The 17,916-nt window shown below is 59.8% G+C and carries 18 protein-coding genes; 8 read left to right on the forward strand and 10 right to left on the reverse strand.

Annotated features, from left to right (window positions below; all coding sequences use genetic code 11):
• Positions 1 to 63: 63 nt before the first annotated feature.
• Positions 64 to 384: an antibiotic biosynthesis monooxygenase family protein gene (locus AC2FML_RS15170; RefSeq protein ID WP_093963400.1), complete on the reverse strand. Its 321-nt coding sequence runs from the start codon at positions 382 to 384 to the stop codon at positions 64 to 66.
• A 139-nt stretch (positions 385 to 523) separates the two neighbouring features.
• Here AC2FML_RS15170 and AC2FML_RS15175 point away from each other — a divergent pair, with 139 nt between their 5' ends.
• A complete protein-coding gene (locus tag AC2FML_RS15175; RefSeq protein ID WP_170445689.1) occupies positions 524 to 1,189 on the forward strand; it encodes a hypothetical protein in 666 nt (221 codons plus the stop codon).
• A 43-nt stretch (positions 1,190 to 1,232) separates the two neighbouring features.
• On the opposite strand, the gene AC2FML_RS15180 is transcribed toward AC2FML_RS15175, so the two are convergent.
• The 4 genes from AC2FML_RS15180 to AC2FML_RS15195 form a co-directional block, all read right to left on the reverse strand.
• Positions 1,233 to 3,518, reverse strand: a complete 2,286-nt coding sequence (locus AC2FML_RS15180) for a glycosyl hydrolase family 28-related protein (protein ID WP_496783778.1) — start codon at positions 3,516 to 3,518, stop codon at positions 1,233 to 1,235.
• Between the two features lie 142 nt (positions 3,519 to 3,660).
• Complete coding sequence (locus tag AC2FML_RS15185) at positions 3,661 to 4,062, reverse strand: DUF4864 domain-containing protein (protein WP_496783779.1); 402 nt, start codon at positions 4,060 to 4,062, stop codon at positions 3,661 to 3,663.
• Between the two features lie 48 nt (positions 4,063 to 4,110).
• Complete coding sequence (locus tag AC2FML_RS15190; protein WP_170360254.1) at positions 4,111 to 5,685, reverse strand: lysine--tRNA ligase; 1,575 nt, start codon at positions 5,683 to 5,685, stop codon at positions 4,111 to 4,113.
• A gap of 115 nt (positions 5,686 to 5,800) precedes the next feature.
• Positions 5,801 to 6,415, reverse strand: a complete 615-nt coding sequence (locus tag AC2FML_RS15195) for a class I SAM-dependent methyltransferase (protein ID WP_170445683.1) — start codon at positions 6,413 to 6,415, stop codon at positions 5,801 to 5,803.
• Positions 6,416 to 6,647: 232 nt separating this feature from the next.
• On the opposite strand from AC2FML_RS15195, the gene AC2FML_RS15200 reads away from it, so the two are divergent.
• On the forward strand, positions 6,648 to 7,070 hold the full coding sequence (locus tag AC2FML_RS15200; protein WP_093963405.1) for a tellurite resistance TerB family protein: 423 nt from the start codon (positions 6,648 to 6,650) through the stop codon (positions 7,068 to 7,070).
• A 6-nt stretch (positions 7,071 to 7,076) separates the two neighbouring features.
• Here the strand turns inward: AC2FML_RS15200 and dacB are convergent, their stop codons facing one another.
• From dacB to AC2FML_RS15215, 3 genes are all read right to left on the reverse strand, one after another.
• Positions 7,077 to 8,555, reverse strand: a complete 1,479-nt coding sequence (dacB, locus tag AC2FML_RS15205) for a D-alanyl-D-alanine carboxypeptidase/D-alanyl-D-alanine endopeptidase (RefSeq protein ID WP_496783780.1) — start codon at positions 8,553 to 8,555, stop codon at positions 7,077 to 7,079.
• Positions 8,556 to 8,639: 84 nt separating this feature from the next.
• On the reverse strand, positions 8,640 to 9,242 hold the full coding sequence (locus AC2FML_RS15210; protein WP_170460865.1) for a nicotinate-nucleotide adenylyltransferase: 603 nt from the start codon (positions 9,240 to 9,242) through the stop codon (positions 8,640 to 8,642).
• Between the two features lie 32 nt (positions 9,243 to 9,274).
• Positions 9,275 to 9,745, reverse strand: coding sequence for an MOSC domain-containing protein (locus AC2FML_RS15215; RefSeq protein WP_170365291.1), 471 nt, complete (start codon positions 9,743 to 9,745; stop codon positions 9,275 to 9,277).
• A gap of 136 nt (positions 9,746 to 9,881) precedes the next feature.
• Between AC2FML_RS15215 and ettA the strand changes: the two genes are divergently transcribed.
• From ettA to AC2FML_RS15235, 4 genes are all read left to right on the forward strand, one after another.
• On the forward strand, positions 9,882 to 11,549 hold the full coding sequence (gene ettA / locus AC2FML_RS15220) for an energy-dependent translational throttle protein EttA (protein WP_480728289.1): 1,668 nt from the start codon (positions 9,882 to 9,884) through the stop codon (positions 11,547 to 11,549).
• A gap of 84 nt (positions 11,550 to 11,633) precedes the next feature.
• Positions 11,634 to 11,942, forward strand: a complete 309-nt coding sequence (locus AC2FML_RS15225) for a hypothetical protein (protein ID WP_496783781.1) — start codon at positions 11,634 to 11,636, stop codon at positions 11,940 to 11,942.
• Between the two features lie 480 nt (positions 11,943 to 12,422).
• Positions 12,423 to 12,629 carry a cold-shock protein gene (locus AC2FML_RS15230; protein WP_170360243.1) on the forward strand — a complete coding sequence of 69 codons (207 nt, stop codon included), beginning with the start codon at positions 12,423 to 12,425 and terminating at the stop codon, positions 12,627 to 12,629.
• A gap of 191 nt (positions 12,630 to 12,820) precedes the next feature.
• Entirely contained in the window at positions 12,821 to 13,381 is a 561-nt protein-coding gene (locus tag AC2FML_RS15235; RefSeq protein WP_496783782.1) for a L,D-transpeptidase, read from the forward strand.
• A gap of 8 nt (positions 13,382 to 13,389) precedes the next feature.
• Here the strand turns inward: AC2FML_RS15235 and AC2FML_RS15240 are convergent, their stop codons facing one another.
• On the reverse strand, positions 13,390 to 14,004 hold the full coding sequence (locus tag AC2FML_RS15240; protein WP_170526039.1) for an SOS response-associated peptidase: 615 nt from the start codon (positions 14,002 to 14,004) through the stop codon (positions 13,390 to 13,392).
• A gap of 3 nt (positions 14,005 to 14,007) precedes the next feature.
• On the reverse strand, positions 14,008 to 14,649 hold the full coding sequence (locus AC2FML_RS15245; protein ID WP_254437125.1) for an arylesterase: 642 nt from the start codon (positions 14,647 to 14,649) through the stop codon (positions 14,008 to 14,010).
• 49 nt (positions 14,650 to 14,698) lie between these two features.
• On the opposite strand from AC2FML_RS15245, the gene AC2FML_RS15250 reads away from it, so the two are divergent.
• Entirely contained in the window at positions 14,699 to 15,394 is a 696-nt protein-coding gene (locus tag AC2FML_RS15250) for an ABC transporter ATP-binding protein (protein ID WP_170360235.1), read from the forward strand.
• Positions 15,391 to 17,916: an ABC transporter permease gene (locus AC2FML_RS15255; RefSeq protein ID WP_496783783.1), complete on the forward strand. Its 2,526-nt coding sequence runs from the start codon at positions 15,391 to 15,393 to the stop codon at positions 17,914 to 17,916. Before AC2FML_RS15250 ends, AC2FML_RS15255 begins: the two co-directional genes overlap by 4 nt.

Here is a 17,916-nt window from a genome sequence, read left to right on the forward strand (position 1 = left end):
CTCCTTGAGTTTCGCGTTCAGATAGCAGTAGCCAAAGTCTTCTGACCTTGATTCAGGTCAGGATCAGTCAAATGTTTCGGCCACGTCGTACATCACCGGCTCGAAGCTTTTGCACAATTCGTTGATCTTGCGGTTGCGCTCGCGCATTTCAGGCGTTCGCAGCATGGCCAGAAAGTCTTCCCGCCGCTCCCACTGCGAATAGTTCGCGATTCGGGTCTGGGCATCGTTGACATGCAGTCCGGCCGCGACAAAACCGGGCTGCTTGGAAATGAAGTTCGCATAGGCGTCGGTCAACGCTTCCAGCAGGTCCTGACAGGTTCCGGGGGTCATTTCGAAAGTGGTGATAACGGTCTGAACACTGGCGTCTTTTGATATCTTCGGCATCGGTCATCTCCCTTGTCTGACCCAAGCCTAGCACAGGTTTTTCAAACGTCTTGCCTTTCGTTGAACTGGCGCGAAAAAGTTTCCGAAAAATGAACCGTGCGCTAACCTTCCGTTAACCAAGGTTGATGATCCTGCGCAAATGGACCGCCTGATCGCCTTCCTGTGTGCAAGTCTTGTGTTTTCGACTCCGGCCTTGGCCGGGGCATGGCTTCGTGAAGAAGGCGCCTCGTTCACATCGTTGGCCCTGACGGCGTTTTCCGAGCCCGGGAAGGGCATCCGCTTCAAGTCCTCGCTCTATGGGGAATGGGGAATGCGCCCAAATCTGACGCTGGGTTTGGACGCGGAAGAGCATCAAGAACTCTACGGTCACGCCGTGGTGTTTGCGCGCCTACCGGTTGCCGAATTTTCCAACGGTGGGCGTCTGGCGGCCGAGTTGGGTGTCGGCGCGCATCACCGTGAAACCCGCGCATGGGCGATGTACAAGGCAACCCTGTCTTGGGGCAAAGGATTTCAGGCCCGATATGGCAGTGGCTGGCTGGCGGCTGATGCCGCGCTGGAGTACCGAAGCCATGACGCTCTGATCCGAAAACTGGACCTGACAGTGGGTTTGTCGTCGCACCGTCGGGTCAATCCCCTGCTCCAGATCGAAACGTCCTATGTACCTGGCCGCCCGCTCTATTGGAGCGCGCGACCCTCGGCGATGTTTCGATCCGAAAGCGGCCCCAACACCTGGATAATCGGGGTCGAGCGCAACGCCGCCCGGGACAGGCCAGGCCTGAGATTCGCGCTGTGGCGCGAGTTCTGAATGCTGCGCGCCGGCCGCCCCAAAAGCGACCGGCCGACACGGATCAGACCTCGATCCGCATGATCACCGAAACTTCACCACTCAAGGCCTCGGACCAACGCAACTTGATCTGGTCCTGGTTCGTCCCTTGCTGCAACTGAACATAGGGGGCCGTATAGCGCAGAGTTCCAAAGGCGGTTCTCAGCCCGTCCAGCACGACGACGCTGTCACAGCTGCGGGCCTGCCCACCAAAGGGGAATGCACCATCCGAGTCCACCGTCCAGGCAGAGGCCGCCGTATTCTGTTCGTGTCGGACCCGCAGCGGGTTCGCGGTCTTGAGTGTCACGTTGTGATACGTGTTGTCTGCGAACGTGACATTCACATGCCGATCAGGATTCAGATCGGCAAAAGTTGTATCAACCTTGTCCACGCGGTCGATTGACCCGTTCGCCGTTCGGAACTTGTTGCCCGTGACCGTCATTCCGTTCAAAAAATGCCCGACGCCATGCGGGCGCACGACGATATAGGCGAACCACGGGGCAACGTCACTTGAATAGAAGATGTTGTCGGTGATGCTCATGGCGCTGAAGGAATAGCCCGAGGTGTAGTCGGGTTCGGCATCGCGCTCATTGCTCCACTCGATGAAACAGTTGTCGATATAATTGTCGGCGATCGAAGAACTGTTGTAGGCCCCGATCATCACCAAACCCGCATTGCGCACACCGTTCGGCACGCTGTCGCCCTGAAAGAAGTGGTTGCCCAGAACCAGGTTGTTGTCTCCGCCCAGAACCGCGAAGTGGTGGAAACGAACGGCGCGGTTGTGGCGCAGCTTGACGTCGTTGGCATTGGCGTTGATGGCAATCGAACTGCGGTCGGGCACGTCCAGAGACTCTTCACTGGACAGGAACTGGCAACCGTCGATCAACATGCCCTGGCACCCCACCCCGATTGAAGTGATGCCGCGATCCAACGGACGGCTAACAAAGCAGTTCTTCAAAACGAACGTGTTCCCGCCCGGCGACAGGCGGATCGCGCTGCAGCGCCCGTTGCATTGAAACTCGATGTCTTCCATGGCGAATTTCTGGAGCGCACTGAAGCCCGAGAAATCCAACAGGTACTTGAAAGCAACGAACGTGAATGTCTGCGTGCCAGCCGCATCATAGATAGGTGCGTTCAAGGTGATCTCACCGGCACCTTCATCCTTGGACCGAACATAGATCTCACGTCCAACGCCGCTGCCCTGAACCAACGACCCGAGCGGGATATTGGCCACGTTGGCCACACCGGACAACTTGTAAGGATCCGCCGGATCGTATGTTGCGACAGAGGTAAAGGTCTCGGTGTCCCATGAGGCGCTGCTCTTGACGTCGAACTGCCCGTTGCGGATCACGCGGCGAGTGGAGTAGCTGCCGCGATTGGGTACGGCGGCCTGCATGTCGATCGGCTCGGACACCGAGATCTTGCGGCCGCCCAGGTCCAGCGATTCATGATCCGAGTTGTTCAACAGCGCCTGAAACGCCTTTTTGAAGGCCAGGGCTTCATCGCCGAAGGCGGAGATGTAAGTCGGCAGATCGAAATTCTTGGTCAGAAGAAGCATCTTGTCATCAGGCATCGTGACCGTGCCCTCAAAGTCGACCTCCGCGTCCAGCCCAACATCCTGTGCCAGGTGGTAGGTTCCCTGCGGCACATAGATGCGGCGACCTCCCGCGGCTTGGTCTGCCGCCTCGAACGCGGCCGAGTCGTCGGCCACACCATCTCCTAACGCGCCATAGTCCCGCACGTCCACAAGGCTGATCATGTCGCGCAAGAAGATCCCGGTGACATCGGTAATTTCGATATCATCGATCCGAACGAGCGCGCCGTTTGCCCCCTCGATATCGAGGCCGAAATGCCCGTATAGCGCCGAAATGCCCCAAGGCATGTCCACGCCCGGCCGCTGTCCAATCCCGACGATGGCGGTGACCTCGTGCACCACGCCATAGGCCGACAGCTGAATGGCCGGGCCCTGTTCGGTCAGTCCGGAAAGGTGCACGTCGCCGGCCCCTCCGGCCCATCCAGCGATCCGGACCTGCGGCAATGGCCCGCTGATCGCTTTGACCCGCGCCTTGATCTGCAAATAGCAGCCCGGCAGAAGCGGCGTCTGCCCCATGTACCGCAGTTGCTGCGTGGGATTGACCTTCAGTATCTCAAGACAACCGCCAAACTCCGCATCTGCAGGCACGAACACTCCCGTTCCCGATCCGTCATAGGTCGGTGAGCCCGGAGTGCCGTCGCCGCTGGACCACACATCCAGACCATTCGCGAATTGCGGCGGCGTGAAAACGATGCCGTCGGTGATTGCCTTGTTCATTGAATACCCTTTCCCAAACGCGCCCACTCTTCAGGCTATGGCGCATGCCAGATTTCGGATCCGGAAGCCGCCCGGACACGCTGGTCTGAATATCGAAAAGGGATTAACCGTCGCTCATATCATCGTGACGGTGGGTGTTGCGTCAGGCGGATGGGTCGGAGTTGCCAAGCAGTTGCACCCCGTTGATCTTCCAGCCGTTTTCCAGCTGGACCATCTGATAGTCCAGGATGTGAACCCGGCCGTTCGCATCCACCACCATCACTTTCTGCCACCAGAACCCTGAGATCTGCCGCAATTCCAGAAATCGGATCTCAGCTGGGCGCCATACCATTGGATAGCCGTTGCGCACCATCGCGCCAAAATTCTCGGGCGTACGGAACATTGTCTGGATGTTGGGGCTGGCGAAGGTGAAGGCCGTGGCGAAGTCATCGGCCTTCAAGGCTTCAATCTGCGCAGCAATATTGGCTTCGATGTCGCCACTTTGGGCAACTGCGGCTGTTGCCAGACCGGCGCTCAGGGAAACTGCAAGCAAAAGTCGACGCATGGGACCACCTCCTGCCGGAAAGGTAGCCCCATGCAGTATGTGGTCAAATCAGACCAGGTCTCCGGCCACGGCCTTGTCGATCAGTGCAATCGTTTCGGGGACGCCATAAAGGGCGATGAACCCGCCGAACCGAGGGCCTTGGCTGGCGCCCAACAACACCTCATAAAGGGCTGTGAACCAGCCGCGCATCGGGTCAAAGCGCTCGCGGCCGATGGAATAGACCACAGATTGCAGAGCTTCGTCCTCGACCGGACCGTCATAGGCTTCAAGCGCCGACTTCAGGGCTTCAAGCGCCTCGCGCTCTTGCTCCGTCGGTGCCCGATGCTTGCGGGTCGGTTTCACGAAGTCGTTGAAGTAGCGCACTGCAAAACCGGCAGCCTTGTCGAGGTCCGGGTGGCTTTCGGCCGTGGCTTCCGGCGCATAGCGGCGGATGAAGCCCCATAGCGTCTCTTTGTCCTCGGCACCTGAAACCGACGCGAGGTTCAACAGCATTGCAAAGGGAACGATCAACGTCGATTCCGGCACGTCACCGCCGTGAATGTGCCAGACCGGGTTGTTCAACTGAGCCTTCAGGTCCTGCCCGGGGTAGGCACGCAACTGCTGATGGTATTCATCATACGCCTTGGGGATGACGTCAAAATGCATCCGCTTTGCCGTCTTCGGCTTTTGATACATGAAATAGGCCAGACTCTCGGTCGGCGCATAGGTCAGCCACTCGTCGATTGAAACACCGTTTCCGGACGACTTCGAGATTTTCTGCCCGTTTTCATCGAGGAACAGCTCATACGAGAAATGCTCGGGCGCACGGCCGCCCAGCGCCCGGCAGATCGCGTCATAGATCTTTTCGTTGGTCGCATGTTCCTTGCCATACATCTCGAAGTCGACGCCCAACGCCGCCCAGCGCGCCCCGAAATCCGGCTTCCACTGCAACTTCACATTGCCGCCGGTCACGGGCAGCGTCCACTCCTTGCCATCTTCATCATCGAAGGTGACGGTGTAGGTCTCGGCGCACACCTTTCTCATCGGCACATAAAGGACCCGGCCCGTTTCCGGATGGATCGGCAGGAAGATCGAATAGGTCTGCTGACGCTCCTCGCGCAGGCTTTTCAGCATGATGGCCATGATGTCGTCATAACGTTCGACTGCACGCTTAAGGATTTCGTCGAACTGACCCGAACGATAAAAGTCGCGCGCCGAATAGAACTCGTATTCGAACCCGAACGTATCAAGGAACCGACGTAGCATGGCGTTGTTGTGTTCGCCAAAGCTGGGATACTCGCCGAACGGGTCAGGGACCGAAGTCAGCGGCTGCTGCAGATAGGCTTCAAGGGCCTCGGGGTTCGGCACGTTGCTGGGGACCTTGCGCATTCCGTCCAGATCATCCGAAAAGCAGATCAGCTTGGTGGGAATGTCCGACAGGGCCTCGAAGGCGCGCTTGACCATCGTGGTCCGTGCCACCTCACCGAAAGTGCCGATATGCGGCAGGCCCGACGGGCCATATCCCGTTTCGAACAGAACGAAGCCCTTCTCCGGTGGAGACTTCTGATAGCGTTTGAGCAACCGGCGCGCCTCTTCGAAAGGCCAGGCCTTTGACGTCATGGCGGTTTCACGCAGTTCAGACATTTCGTTCGTTCTCCATCGGGAAATCAGCGAGGGTCGCTCAATGCGACCGACCGGCATCTCCTATTGCGCAGATGCAGCGTGAGTCAATGACCACAGGCGAGAAACGCCGCCCCTGCTACGATTTCAGACGGTTGCTCGTGACCAGGAACACGGCCTGACCCGCTTGCAGATCAACCAATTGCAAACAACCAGGATTGGCTGCAATAAAATCGCAGACGGCCTGCTTCACCGAGGCTTTCCCCTCGTCATCATGCCAGTTCCAGTCATCGAAGATAAGAAAACCACCGGTTTTCAGCTTGCCTAGGTACGACAATATATCCGCCTGAACACCGTCATAGTAGTGGTTGCCGTCAACGTAGACAAAATCCAGGCTTTCGTCGGGCACCGCGGATGCCGCTTCCGCGGATCTCTTCCGAACAAAGATCTTTTCGCCAGGCAAATGTGCCAGTCTAGACTGCGTCCGCTCAAAAATTTCGTCCATGTCGCCCTGATTTTGCGCGACTTTCCCCCCATACATCCTGTTCGGGAATTGCGGCATGAACTCGTAGGGATCAATCAGGTAATACTTCGCGATGCTGCCCGTACTCAGAACCATCTCCGAAAAATCGCCCATCCAGACGCCGATTTCAGCGCCCGCGGAATTGGTAGTCGTATAGTGAGTCAAAAACTGCCTTGGGTCCGTCGGCGTCTTTCCAAAGAGTTTCCTGATTTTTCTGCTGCTCAATGACATTCGTTCAACCGTTTCCGTCAGATCTGTTGTTCAGGGTGAATTGGCCCCTGCGCGGACCAACTACGAAACACATACCACGTTGTGACCGATGGGCGGCAAACGCGCAACTCTGCTGGTAAACGTTCGCCGTACTTGCAATTCCAGACTACGGTCGCCGGCGAAACAAGGTGTTGAACCCGCGGGCCCTGCCCCATATCGTGCGCGATCAAAGACAGCCAAGCAGGACGTTCCCATGACCCAACCCGTTTCCCACCCGATGTCGCCGCAGGATTGCCTTGTGGCGATCATGGTGGCCGTCTCAGCCTCGGACGAGAACATCCGCACCGTCGAACTGGTCAAGATCGAGACAGCCGTGAATATGCTGCCTGTGTTTGCCGACTACGATATCGACCGTATGCGCCGGGTTTCGCAGATCGTGTTTGATCTGTTCGAGCAGGAAGATGGTCTGGACGCACTGTTTGGTCTGATCCGGGACAACCTGCCTGAGCGGTTGAACGAAACGGCCTATGCTCTGGCCTGCGATGTCGCCGCCGCCGACGGCTCGCTGGCCGAAACCGAACTGCGGCTGCTGGAAGAGATCCGGTATGAGTTGGAGATCGATCGGCTGCACGCCGCAGCGATCGAGCGCGGCGCACGGGCGCGTCACACCGTCTGATCGGATTCAGCTGCCATAAAGCGCGCCCCAGCGCTCGATGAGGGCCTGCTGCAGTTTGCGAGACCTGCGATTCCAGCTGCGCGCGCCTTCAGGGCGTTCGCGGCTTTCACGCGCGATGGTCGCCCGATGCGGAAGATCGGCAGTGAATATCGCAAAGGCCAACTCGGATCCTTCGGCGGTGGTCAGATACCCGCCCAAGCCAGATACAAAGTTCAGGGTTCCGGTCTTGGCGTCGACCTTGATCGGGTGCCCTTGGATCCGCTGGCCTTTGGCGTCGGTCAGGGTAAACGGCTTCAACAGATGTCGCAGCGTTTCATGTTGCTGAGCGGCCACCAGAACTTTGACCAGGCCAGACGGCACCATTCGCGAAGCATCGCCCAACCCCGAATGATCCACCATAGCAATACCGGACGCGCCATAGGTCTGAGCCGACCAGCGATTCATCTCATCCGCGGACTCTGCCAGTGTTTGCGGCCGCCTACCCCGCGCGACGGTCGCAGCCAGCCCCACCATCTCGGCCGTGAGGTTGGTCGAATATTTCAGCATCCCTTTCACTATGCTGGTAAGTTCATCGCTCTGATGCGTGACCAGAACGGTGCCGCTGGGGGCCTCGCGTGTGACTTGAACCCGCCCCAGGACGATGCCGTTCACCCGGGCCAGAGTGCGGAACACATCCCCGGCATACAAACCCGGTTTGCGCACGGGCAACCACCTGGCGCCACCATTACCCAGCGCGCCCTTGGCAACTGTCCAGCGGTCCTGCCGCGCGCTGGGTTGATAGCTGTAGACCGGAAGGTTGCGATTTTCGATCCGCATCGCGGCCATGTCCACCGACGGCCTATAACTGGCACTGCGTGCGTCCATGGTCACGTCATAGCTGGACCCTTGGCGTTTCCACTCGAAATGCACACGGTTGAAGTTCAGGGAAATTCCACTGATCGCAGGGCTATAGCCCACATGATCAGGCTGACCGGGGTCTATGCTGAATACATAGGGCAATGCGCCGCTGTACACTTTGAACGCCCCCCGAACCTCGGTCAGTCCGGCCTTGCGCAGGTTGGCGGCCATCATGGCCAGAGCATCGGTATCCAATACCGGATCGGCGCCTCCGACCAGTATCAGATCACCCTTGAGGATCCCGTTTTCAATCGGACCATCTGCGATCAGCTTTGTTTCGAACCGATGGTCCGGCCCCAGAACGTCCAGCGCGTAAAGCGCGGTCAGGGCTTTGGCGACGCTGGCCGGCGGCAAGCCGCGGGCCCCGCCGAATTCCTCCAGTTGCGCGCCGGTTTTTACGTCTGCCACGGCGAAGACCACTTCGCCCTTCAATCGCGCCGCCTGAATGATGCGTTCGGCACCGCTCAACTCGGCGCCACGGGCAACAGGCCGCAATGAGACCGTTGGCGCCCCGGCAAGACCCGCTGTGGGGATCAGAAGCGAACCGGCGCCGGCCAGAAAGAAACGTCTCGAAATACGATCAGTCATGGGTCAAATAAAATCCCAGAGATCACAGGCAAACAACCATGCACCTGAATTATGTGCCCATCGGGGCTGTTCAGGCAACACCTGTCAGGTCCAGCCGCCTTTGGAGCGTATCTGAGTCGAGCTGACATCGACCATCGGCACGTTCACGAAACACCAGGCCGGCGCATCGGCCCGACCCAAAAGATGCCGCGCAGTTCCGTCAATCCGGTATTTGGCATAGACACGCGCCGCCGGTGACATGCGGGCTGAAATCCGATCTCCGGGGCGCGCCACCACGCCCACAGGAACGGTGTCCATGATCAACCGCCAGTCCTTCCATTTGTGAAACTGGGCCAGGTTGTCAGCACCCATCAGCCAAACGAACCGAACCTGCGGATAGAGCCGCCGCAAGGCAGCAAGTGTGTCAGCCGTGGCGCGGGTACCGGTCAGATCCTCAATGTCAGTCACCTCAACCTTGGGATGCTGCATGATGGACCGTGCGGCCTCAACTCGCTGATCGATCGGAGCCGGGCCGCGAGACTTCAGCGGGTTCCCCGGCGACACCAACCACCAGACCCGATCCAATCCAAAAGCCTTCATCGCCTCCAGTGTAACGTGCACATGCCCCTGATGCGGTGGATCGAACGATCCCCCGAACAGTCCCACGACCTGACCGGGCCGCGCATATGGTATCGCGCTTCGCAACATCCCCTGCTGTAGTCCAGAACTTGCCGGCCTTGTCAATCAACAGGTTGCACAGCATCGCCCAAACCGACCGCCCCCGATCGCACCACTTCGGCACACCAGCCGCCATGCCCACGCACGGCAGAGTACCCCCCGTTGCCCAACGCCTCTTCCATCCTGCTGCAAGGCGCGCAGATAACCGTGATCCGCAAGATGGCGGTGCCGACCTGAACCTCGCGCCCTTTGAGAGCGCCCAGATTGATGCCGGAAACCACCAGATTGCGCCGCAGCACGTCCGGTGCGACCGGACCTTGCCCCAAATAGCTGCCGATCGCGGCAAGATGCTCGTGCTGAACCAGGGTCACCGCACGCTTCCCCGAGCGACCGCGATCGCCCTCAACCCCGTCTTCCCGGATCATGGCCTGACCCAGTGCGATCATATCCAATCGCCGCCCCGGTCTGACGCCGATCCATTCGATCCGCCCGGCCTTGGCCCAACCTGATACCAATTGCGCAAGTTCCGGCATTCCCAGCATCCTTCCCAGTCCGGTCAGGCCGGCGCATAAGGCCAGCCAGAAATTCGCCAAAGCACCAGCTTGCCCCGCCCGTCCCGCTTGGCTATCAAGCGGGTCAACCTGAATTCCCCGACCCAGAGGACGCGACATGGCCGCCTATCAATATGTCTACCACATGCAGGGTGTCTCAAAGACCTATCCCGGTGGCAAGAAGTGCTTTGAAAACATTCACCTGAGCTTTCTGCCCGGCGTAAAGATCGGTGTCGTCGGCGTGAACGGCGCCGGTAAGTCGACCCTGATGAAGATCATGGCCGGCCTCGATACCGATTTCACAGGCGAGGCGTGGGCCGCCGAGGGCGCAAAGGTCGGCTATCTGCCACAGGAACCTCAGTTGGACGAATCCCTGACCGTCCGTGAAAACGTCATGCTGGGCGTGGCCGAGAAAAAGGCCAAGGTCGACCGTTTCAACGAGATCGCGATGGAGATTGCCGAGAACTACTCGGACGAGTTGATGGAAGAGATGACCGCCCTGCAGGACGCGATCGACGCGGAAAACCTGTGGGACCTCGACAGCCAGATCGACGTTTCGATGGAGGCGCTGCGCTGCCCGCCGGACGATGCCAACATCGGCAACCTCTCGGGCGGCGAGAAACGCCGCGTGGCGCTCTGCAAGCTGCTGCTGGAAGCGCCCGACATGCTGCTCTTGGACGAACCGACCAACCACCTGGACGCCGAGACCATCGCCTGGCTGCAACAGCACCTGATCGACTACAAGGGCACGATCCTGATCGTCACGCACGACCGCTACTTCCTGGATGACATCACCGGCTGGATCCTCGAGTTGGACCGCGGCCGTGGCATCCCGTACGAGGGCAACTATTCCTCGTGGCTGGAGCAGAAAGCCAAGCGGCTTGAGCAGGAAGCCCGCGAGGACAAATCCAAGCAGAAGACCCTGCAACGCGAACTGGAATGGATGCGTCAGGGTCAAAAGGCCCGTCAGGCCAAATCCAAGGCCCGGATCAACGCCTACAACGAGTTGGCGGAACAGTCCGAGCGCGAGAAGCTGACCCGCGCCCAGATCGTCATCCCCAACGGCCCGCGCCTGGGCAGCAAGGTGATCGAGGTCAACGGTCTGGCCAAGCATATGGGCGACAAGCAACTGATCGAGAACCTGTCCTTCAGCCTGCCGCCGGGCGGCATCGTCGGTGTGATCGGCCCCAACGGCGCCGGTAAATCGACCCTGTTCAAAATGCTCACCGGCCAGGAAAAACCTGATGCCGGCACCATCGAATACGGCGACACGGTGCAACTGTCCTATGTCGATCAGTCGCGCGACGACCTCAACGACAACGACTCCGTGTGGGAGGCGATCACCGGCGGCGCCGAGATCATCCAACTGGGTGACGCGCAGGTCAATTCCCGCGCCTATTGCTCGTCCTTCAACTTCAAGGGCGGCGACCAGCAGAAGAAGGTCTCGCTGCTGTCAGGGGGTGAGCGCAACCGCGTCCATATGGCCCGCTTGCTGAAAGAGGGCGGCAACGTCCTGCTGCTGGACGAACCGACCAACGATCTTGACGTCGAAACCCTGCGCGCGCTGGAAGACGCGCTGGTCGATTTCGCCGGCTGCGCCGTGGTCATCTCGCACGACCGTTTCTTCCTCGACCGGATCTGTACGCACATCCTGGCCTTCGAAGGTGATGCACATGTGGAATGGTTCGAGGGCAACTTCGAAGACTACGAAGAAGACAAGAAGCGCCGCCTGGGACCGGACGCGCTGGAACCCAAGCGGCTGAAGCACAAGAAATTTGCGCGATAACACTCCTGACGCATCTCCGGATGGATAGTGTGGGCAGAAATAAGCCCATACTATCAACGGGATGATGGACAGTTGGAGAACGGTATGGCGGAAGCGCTACCGTTGCTTGGTTTCTTTATGATCGCAAGCATTTCGGTGTGGGTGTCTTCGCTGATTTTGGCGTCTGTGTTTCCATTCTTCAACTTCAAGAAAGAGTATACCGAGTATCTGTTGAGGGTAAGCGGCGCACCGCCCACCCGTCTTCGTCTGCTTCTGACGGTTTACAGGGCTAACAGCTATTTCTTTAAGATTGATTGGGAGTACGAGTCACCTGCACCGGGTGCACTCAAAACCACTCCAAATCGCAACCTTTTTCGCATGCTCCTACTGGCATTTGCGACCTTGATTTTTTAACGTGTTCCTTTGGGTCGCTGCATTCGCGATTTTCGACATCATCTCGGCACTCATTTAGAAAACGACATCCCGGCATCCGGGTGATTGCTTGTGCCTATCGAGGCTTTCGGGCGTCCGAATGCCATTGAATGGGGTCGACTATCAGACAGGTGACCGATCCTCTTTCTTAGTTGTGCCGCTGCTGGCCCCGCGCCCGTTCGGCCCGCGTAGGGCGCGATAATCTGACAACAAAAAAGCCCGAGGCAGGTTCGAATTCAGTTCGGCGGATTTACGTTCACAACGCCCGTTGACCCCTGAAAGCGCAGCACATTCTGCCCAACCAGCCCTTGCCACATGGCGTTCTCAGTGCCATATGCAAAGAGCTTACGTTTTTCTACTTCGACCTACTGTCTCCGTTTTCGGCGTTCAGTCTATCGATCCAGACAACGACGCCGGGCTGCCGCAATTCCGTGGGCAGCACTAAAAACAGGAGATACGGATATGCCCGCAGGCACCGTAAAATGGTTCAACACCACCAAAGGCTACGGCTTCATCGCACCCGAAGAGGGCGGCAAAGACGTGTTTGTGCACATTTCGTCCGTCGAGCGTTCGGGCCTGACCGGCCTGGCCGACAACCAGAAAGTCACTTACGAACTGCGTTCGGGTCGTGACGGTCGCGAAAGCGCCGACAACATCGAACTGGCCTAAACCAAGTCTCTTGGGGGCGACGGATGACCGTCGCCCCCATTTTTTTGCGCGGTTTCTGATCGCGCTTTCCAGCCCCAGTGGGGCAGGAAAACAACATCACTTTCCGGTGAAACCCGCGCGGGAATTGACCGGATCGGCTATTCTGAACAGACTGCTACCCTGTTTTCATTGTTGATTAGCCGAGTATTGCCATGTTCTCACGCCGCAATTTTCTGATCTCCGCTGCCGCTATCAGCGCCGTGCCTGGCACGGCCCACGCGCAGAAGAAGCCGGTCGAGTACGACCCGACTCCGCAAATCGTTCGGATCAAGAAGCAGTTTTTGCCCGTGCAATTGTTGGTCGCGCCACGTTCGTTCTACCTGTATTTCGTGACCGAGCCCCGCAAAGCCATCCGTTATGGCTGTGGCGTCGGCAAGGCCGGGCTGGAATTTACCGGAACTGCGACGATCGACGTGAAAAAGGAATGGCCCACCTGGCGCCCGACCGAAGAGATGATCGAGCGGGACCCCGTTGCCTATGCCAAATTCAAGGACAATGACTATGTCCAGCCCGGTGGAGGAGACAACCCGCTGGGCGCCCGTGCCTTGTATCTGTTTCAGAACGGCGTCGACACGTATTTCCGCATCCATGGAACGACCCAGCCGCAGACCATCGGACGAGCCGTGTCGAACGGGTGCATCAGAATGCTGAATGAGCACGTGATCGACCTGTACAACCGCGTCCCGATCGGAACGGTCGTCACCGTCGTCTAAGGCAGCGGTCAAGGCCCCGACCAATCCACCCCTTCGGCTTTTTCAATCTTCAGTCTTCCGTTTGGCCACGGGACACAAAGGCTTGCCGCTTGCCTGTCCGATCCGTTCAGCCAGGTCCGGACGTCTTCGGGCCGCAACAGGACACCCATGCGGTGGTGGATCGGCCGCAGATCATCGTTCGGCTCGCAGGTCACAGCAGCGAACTGATCGACATGCTGACCACCGGGCGCGATCCATCTGTCCGTAATCGCGGCAAACAACAAGGGGATTCCGTCGGCGGATTCAATCCGCCACGCGGTTTTGCGGCGCTTTTCGCCGGTCCACTCGTACCAGCCATCAACCGGAACAACCGCGCGACCGACACCTAGAAAAGCAGATTTGTCAAAAACCGTTTCCGACCGCGCATTGATGATCGTTTCCATGACCGGTCGCCCCCGGGCATTGACGCGCCCTACGGGAATCATGCCCCACCGCATGGGCCCGACGCCTTCAGCAGTCAGAACGATCACTTCCTGACCGGGTTGTATGTTCTGGCGCGGCTGTTCATCCGGCCAAGCAGTTTCTCGACCCAGGAATTCGGAAATCTGGGAAAACGGCCGCGTCAGAAAGAACCGCCCGGGCACGGTTTACGGCCGCTGTTTTGCGGCGGCGATCAGATCAAGGACAGCAGGTCCAAGATCATCCACGATCAGCGCAACGCCGCGCGCATTGGGGTGGATCCCGTCAGGTTGCATGTAGGTCTGCACGGCTCCGGGGTCGCCACCCGCCTGCAACCCGGAAAAAAAGCTGGGGGAATAAAGTGTGCCGAACTGGGTGGCCAAATCCGGATACATCGCATCAAACGCCTGTTTGTAGTCCGCGCCATAATTGCCCGGAGCCTGCATGCCGATCAGCAGAACCGGAACCTTGGCCGTTTGCGCCTCGGTCAGAATTTTTTCCAGATTCGACTTCGAGACCGCCGGGTCGATCCCACGAAGAACGTCGTTTCCGCCCAGCGCCACGATCATCCCGTCCACCTCTGGTGTCAGGGTCCAGCCCACACGCGCCGCACCACCGGCCGTTGTGTCCCCGGAAACACCGGCGTTGATTATCTTCACCTCGACGCCTTGCGCATCCAGCCACCGGTTCAGTTGAGGGACGAACCCATCCTTCTCAACAAGGCCGTAGCCTTGAGTCAGCGAGTCTCCGAGAGCGGCCAGGACCACCGGCTCGGCTGTGGCAGCAATGCCGCAGAGCGACAACAGCCCCGCCGCCAGAGCCTTGCGCAAATTCCTGACCGCTCCATATCCCAAATGACTGCCCCTTTCGGAAAGACTTATGACTGAACCCGTTCTGACACTCCAAAATGCCGCTTTGTCGCTGGATGGCAATGCCGGACCCGTTGAAATCTTGCGGGACATCAATCTGACCGTCAAAGAGGGAGAGACGCTGGGCCTCGTCGGCCCATCCGGTTCGGGCAAATCCTCGCTGTTGATGCTGATGGGTGGGCTGGAGCAGACGACCGCGGGTCGCATCACCGCACTGGGGCAGGACCTGACCTTGATGAGTGAGGACGCGCTTGCCCGCTTTCGTCGTGATGCGATGGGCGTCGTTTTCCAGAATTTCCATCTGATCCCAACGATGACGGCGCTTGAAAACGTGGCCACCCCGCTGGAACTGGCCGGTCACCGCGATGCCTTCGAGCGGGCCGAGGCCGAATTGGCGGCGGTGGGGCTTTCGCATCGGCGTGATCACTACCCGGCTCAACTGTCGGGCGGCGAACAACAGCGGGTCGCGCTGGCCCGCGCTTCGGCCCCGCGGCCTCGGATCCTGTTGGCGGACGAACCGACCGGCAATCTGGATGAGGCGAATGGCGCGGCCATCGTTGATTTGCTGTTCGGCCTGCGTGACCGGCACGGGGCAACGCTAGTTCTGGTCACACACAGCCACTCGCTGGCCCGCAGATGCGACCGGGTCGTCCGATTGCGCGACGGCCGCATCACCGAAGAGGCCAGCCAAGAGGCAGCGGAATGAGCTTGCGCCTGGCGACGCGCCTGGCCCGACGTGAACTCAGGGGCGGCTTACGCGGCTTTCGGGTTTTTCTGGCCTGTCTGACCCTGGGGGTTGCCGCCATTGCTGCGGTTGGATCGGTGCGGCAAGCAATCATGACCGGCCTTGCGCAAGAGGGCGCAGCCTTGCTGGGCGGCGATGCCCAGATCGAGCTGACCTACCGCTTCGCAAACGAAGCAGAAACCGCATGGATGGAGCAGAACGCCGATCGCGTGTCCGAAGTCGTCGATTTCCGCTCGATGGCCGTGACCCGCAGCGACGCACCGCAACGCGGACTTACTCAGGTCAAGGCCATCGATGACGCCTATCCTCTGATCGGCACCGTCCAACTGGACCCCGAAATCTCGCTGTCCGAGGCGTTGGACGGAAATGCCACTCTTCCCGGGGCAGTGATGGACCCGGTTCTGATCGAGCGTCTGGGGCTGGACATCGGCGACAGTCTTGCACTGGGCACGCAGGACTTTGTGCTGGCCGCCGCCTTGATATCCGAGCCCGACGCGGCCGGAGATGGATTCACCTTGGGCCCGCGCACATTGGTTCGCACAGCCGATCTGAAAGACTCGGGCCTATTGCAGCCCGGCACGCTGTTTTCGACCAAATACCGTATGGACCTGCCGGTCGAGGCCGACCTCGCAGAACTCTCGCAACAGGCCGAGAGCGTTCTGCAAGGCTCAGGGCTGCGCTGGACCGATGCGCGCAACGGCGCACCCGGAATTGCCGAATTCGTCTCGCGCCTCGGCGCGTTCCTGGTGCTGGTGGGTCTCTCGGGTCTGGCTGTGGGCGGCATCGGCGTGTCCGCGGCCGTACGCGCCTATCTCGCGCGAAAGACCGAAACCATCGCCACATTGCGTACGCTGGGCGCTGACCGCGCCACGATCTTTCAGACCTATCTGATCCAGATCGGCGTTCTTTCGGTTGTCGGGATCGCCGCTGGTGTAGCCCTTGGCGGGCTGGCCCCGATTCTCCTGGCACCCCTGATTGAAAGCCGGCTTCCCGTACCGGCCGTTTTCTCTGTCTATCCGCAACCGCTGTTCGAGGCGGCATTGTATGGCCTGCTGACCGCCTTGCTTTTCACCCTGTGGCCCCTTGCCCGGGCGGAGGACGTCCGGGCAGCGACCCTGTTCCGCGATGCGCTGAGCAGTGCCCGCAGGTTGCCCCGCGCCGCTTACCTGTTGGCGACGGGCCTTGCCCTCGCGACACTGATCGCCACCGCCGCTTGGTTCAGCGGATCCCCCTGGCTGACCCTCTGGACCGGAGGTGGATTTGTCGGCGCATTGGTGCTGTTGGCGCTGTCGGCCCAAGGCATCCGCTATGTGGCAAAAAGGGCCGCCACACGCGCCCGTGGCCGCCCGGCGTTGCGTTGGGCACTTGCCGCAATTTCCGGTCCCCGTGAAGGTGCCGCATCGGTGGTCCTGTCTCTGGGATTGGGCCTGTCGGTTCTGGCTGCGGTCGGACAGATCGACGGCACTCTGCGCAATGCGATATCCGGGAACCTGCCGGACGTGGCGCCGTCGTACTTTTTCGTGGACATTCAAAAAGACCAGATGCCCGGCTTCAGCAGCCGGCTTGAAAACGACCCCGGTGTCACACGTGTAGAAAGCGCACCAATGCTGCGCGGAATCATCTCGCAGATCAACGGCCAGCCAGCACATCAGGTTGCGGGCGATCATTGGGTTCTGGAAGGCGATCGCGGCGTGACCTATTCGGACAACGCGCCACAAAACGCCCGCATCACCGCCGGGGAATGGTGGCCAGAGGACTATTCAGGCCCGCCTCAGATCAGCTTCGCCGCGGAAGAGGCCGAGGAAATGGGTCTCAAGCTTGGTGACGAACTGACTGTGAACATTCTCGGGCGTGATATCACCGCGACCATAACATCGCTGCGCGAGGTGGATTTCTCGAACGCGGGCATGGGATTCATCATGTCGATGAATCCGTCCGCACTGGCCGGCGCGCCTCATAGTTTCATTGCAACGGTTTACGCCGAGGAAGAGGCCGAGGCAGCTATCCTTCAAGACCTGGCGACCCAGTTCCCCAACATCACCGCGATCCGGGTTCGGGACGCGATCGACCGTGTCTCGGGCCTGCTTGCCGGTTTGGCCTCGGCCACCTCCTACGGCGCCGGTGTCTCTTTGCTGACCGGTTTTCTGGTCCTGATCGGCGCAGCGGCCGCGGGAGAGCCCGCACGTCGCTACGAGGCCGCAATCCTCAAGACGATCGGCGCAGATCGCCGACGGATACTTCTCAGCTTTGGCTTGCGCTCGGCGCTTCTGGGTGCGGCCGCCGGCTGCGTGGCGCTGCTGGCCGGCATCCTTGGCGGCTGGGCGGTGGCGACATTCATTTTCGATACCAGCTTTGCGGTGATATGGCCTTCGGCATTGGGTATCGTCGCTGCCGGGCTGGCCGTCACGCTGCTGGCAGGGCTGTTCTTCGCCCTCCGCCCCCTATCCGTCAGCCCAGCCCGCGTCCTGCGGGCCAGCGATTGA

The organism is Ruegeria sp. BHSC029 (genome assembly GCF_059613085.1).

Coding starts and splice junctions, on each gene's coding strand:
- AC2FML_RS15170 (WP_093963400.1), bottom strand. CDS start 384: ATGCCGAAGATATCAAAAGACGCCAGTGTTCAGACCGTTATCACCACT.
- AC2FML_RS15175 (WP_170445689.1), top strand. CDS start 524: ATGGACCGCCTGATCGCCTTCCTGTGTGCAAGTCTTGTGTTTTCGACT.
- AC2FML_RS15180 (WP_496783778.1), bottom strand. CDS start 3,518: ATGAACAAGGCAATCACCGACGGCATCGTTTTCACGCCGCCGCAATTC.
- AC2FML_RS15185 (WP_496783779.1), bottom strand. CDS start 4,062: ATGCGTCGACTTTTGCTTGCAGTTTCCCTGAGCGCCGGTCTGGCAACA.
- AC2FML_RS15190 (WP_170360254.1), bottom strand. CDS start 5,685: ATGTCTGAACTGCGTGAAACCGCCATGACGTCAAAGGCCTGGCCTTTC.
- AC2FML_RS15195 (WP_170445683.1), bottom strand. CDS start 6,415: ATGTCATTGAGCAGCAGAAAAATCAGGAAACTCTTTGGAAAGACGCCG.
- AC2FML_RS15200 (WP_093963405.1), top strand. CDS start 6,648: ATGACCCAACCCGTTTCCCACCCGATGTCGCCGCAGGATTGCCTTGTG.
- dacB (WP_496783780.1), bottom strand. CDS start 8,555: ATGACTGATCGTATTTCGAGACGTTTCTTTCTGGCCGGCGCCGGTTCG.
- AC2FML_RS15210 (WP_170460865.1), bottom strand. CDS start 9,242: ATGTTGCGAAGCGCGATACCATATGCGCGGCCCGGTCAGGTCGTGGGA.
- AC2FML_RS15215 (WP_170365291.1), bottom strand. CDS start 9,745: ATGCCGGAACTTGCGCAATTGGTATCAGGTTGGGCCAAGGCCGGGCGG.
- ettA (WP_480728289.1), top strand. CDS start 9,882: ATGGCCGCCTATCAATATGTCTACCACATGCAGGGTGTCTCAAAGACC.
- AC2FML_RS15225 (WP_496783781.1), top strand. CDS start 11,634: ATGGCGGAAGCGCTACCGTTGCTTGGTTTCTTTATGATCGCAAGCATT.
- AC2FML_RS15230 (WP_170360243.1), top strand. CDS start 12,423: ATGCCCGCAGGCACCGTAAAATGGTTCAACACCACCAAAGGCTACGGC.
- AC2FML_RS15235 (WP_496783782.1), top strand. CDS start 12,821: ATGTTCTCACGCCGCAATTTTCTGATCTCCGCTGCCGCTATCAGCGCC.
- AC2FML_RS15250 (WP_170360235.1), top strand. CDS start 14,699: ATGACTGAACCCGTTCTGACACTCCAAAATGCCGCTTTGTCGCTGGAT.
- AC2FML_RS15255 (WP_496783783.1), top strand. CDS start 15,391: ATGAGCTTGCGCCTGGCGACGCGCCTGGCCCGACGTGAACTCAGGGGC.